This window comes from Pelotomaculum isophthalicicum JI (assembly GCF_029478095.1).
In the GTDB taxonomy this organism is placed as follows: Bacteria; Bacillota; Desulfotomaculia; order Desulfotomaculales; family Pelotomaculaceae; genus Pelotomaculum_D; species Pelotomaculum_D isophthalicicum.
In genome coordinates this window covers 1-2390 of the sequence record NZ_JAKOAV010000074.1, presented here as the reverse complement: position 1 = coordinate 2390, position 2390 = coordinate 1, and the positions used below count along the sequence as shown (strand labels likewise).

At 53.8% G+C, this 2390-nt stretch carries 2 protein-coding genes; both read left to right on the top strand.

Annotated elements, in window-relative coordinates; genetic code table 11:
• Window positions 1-20: 20 nt before the first annotated feature.
• Entirely contained in the window at window positions 21-1004 is a 984-nt protein-coding gene (locus L7E55_RS17440; RefSeq protein WP_277445635.1) for a DUF6431 domain-containing protein, read from the top strand.
• A gap of 103 nt (window positions 1005-1107) precedes the next feature.
• On the top strand, window positions 1108-2390 hold a 1283-nt coding region (locus tag L7E55_RS17435), incomplete at its 3' end, for a DDE-type integrase/transposase/recombinase (RefSeq protein WP_277445634.1).

Genomic DNA, 2390 nt, shown 5'->3' with positions numbered 1-2390 from the left:
GCGGTAATCTGAGACAATAATTGACGTGTGCAGCCGGAGGTTGCGCCGACAATCATTATGTCAGGAGCAGCGAGACCGACAAAATAAATAAGGAAGACGTTAAGGGCTGCAACCCCGTCTTCCTTTTCCGATACGGCTTTCGCCTATTGAAAATGTTAACGGAAAAGAAGCAGAATGTAAAGCCCCAAAATTCTTTGTTGAGTATCACGATACCGGATGAGTCATTTCTTGGATTCCCCTGCAACCTAAGCGTAAGACTCCTGCGTCGCCATGGCGGACTTATACGAGGGGAGAGCGACACCATCCGAATGCGAAGCGGTCGTTACCGCTGTCCCTGGTGCGGCGGAACTCTTTCTTCCTGTTCGCCATTGACGGAACAGGAGGGGGGACTAAAATCGACCATACCGCTTTGGCATCAGGACCTGGAGCACTATATCCGTTTGGTGGGTACGCATGGAATTCCCGAGGAAGACCGTCCTCAGGAATGCCCGAAATGCCACCAGCGCGAACGAATGCCACACCGGCACAGTCAATTTGAGCGATCTGCCTGTACACCTTCCCAGAACGCACGTATATCAATCTTTCGTTTTCGCTGTCCGGTTTGCGGCTATGTTCACTCCGTTATCCCCATCTTCCTCGAACCGTACCAGCGAATGACATTGGATTTGCAAGAGGAACTTATCAATTCCATTGAGAACGGAACTACGCTGGAAGCCGTCGCGGAGGAAACGGATACACTTCCCGGTGGCCCTTGTTCCGAAAAGACGATCGGGCGCTTGGTCCGGGGATGGGCCAAACGTCTGGCGCAGCTTGAATCCGGGTTATGGGCATGGCTGATCGCGCACGTGCCGCATCTGACGCTTCCCCGTTCGCCGTCCCTGTGGACTGGCTTGCGTTCTTGCTGGGAAACCGTCCGCAGGCAACTTCCCATCTTCAGGCCAATCCGTTTTCTCATGGGCGTAAACCGCCTCTGCCTCTCACTGGCGGTGACGGAGCACGGATAAAATACCACAAAGCCTGTCCTGTCGGATAAGCCAACGGCGCCTCATAATGGAACACGAGGGACATTACCCATCTTATTCCATTTTGTGAGGAGGTTTACCAGTTATGGACCCATCTTTATCCGAACAAATAGCCGCGTTTCGCTACAGCCTGATTGCTCCCATCGTCAGCAGGCAGACCCCGATGGCCCCCGGCGAGCTCAAGGCCTACTTGGAGCGCACAGCCAGCCAAACGTACCACATTCCCGGCAGCACCAAAACGAAAGTAAGCATGCGTACGCTCGAACGGTATCTCTCCCAATACCGCAAGGGCGAATGGGACGGCCTCAAGCCCAAAGGCCGAACAAAGAAAACGAATCTCCGGATTCCGCCAGCGGTGCTGCAGGAAGCGATCCGGTTGAGACGACAACGGCCTGAACGCAGCGTCGAGCAGATTATCTTCATCCTCGAAGAAGGTGGCGCGGTAGGACCCGGCCAGATTGCAGCCAGCACGCTGGCACGCCATCTAAAAAAAGCAGGTGTCAGCCGCAAGGATCTGCTGAAAGATGGCACGGGAAGTCACGGACACCGGCGTTTCGAGGCCGAAGATGTGCATGTGCTCTGGCAGTTCGATTTCCAGCACACCCTGTATTTGCCGGATCCTAAAGACCCGAAAAAGCGGAAAAAAGCGATCCTGTTCGCTATTCTGGATGATTACAGCCGCCTCATTGTCCATGCGCAGTTTTACTGGGACGAAAAGTTGCCACGCATGGAGGACAGCCTGAAAAAGGCCATTTTGCGGCATGGAATCCCCGAAAAATTTTATTGCGATAACGGATCTGCCTTCTCATCGCAGCATCTGGCGCGCATTTGCGGCAAGCTAGGTATCCATCTGTCACACAGCCGTCCATATCGTCCTCAAGGACGCGGCAAAATAGAACGCATGTTCAAGTTTGTGGATACCAGCTTTAAACCAGAAGCGTACCAGCAGATCCAAGAGGGGCGCATTACCACCCTGGAACAATTGAACCAGGCTCTGACATCCTGGATTGACGGATACTACCATGAACGCGTCCATGGTTCCACCAAGCAATCACCGAAAGTGCGGGCTGCGTTAAGTAAAAGGGTACCGCGGCGAAAAACGCTTGCGGAACTAACAGAAATATTCCTGTGGGAAGAGACCCGCAAGGTAGATAAAACCGGCTGTATTAGTCTGGATGGCAACATCTATGAGGTAGATCTTGAGTTGTGCGGCGAACGCGTGCTGCTGCGGTATGATCCGTTTGACCTCTCCCGCATTCAAGTCTGGCATGACGGCAAGCAATGGGCGGATGCCACGGTGGTCGACCTGAGCCGGCTCCATGACCGCAGGGTTAAGCCGGAGGCGGCTACTTTTACGGAAGAGGCCGA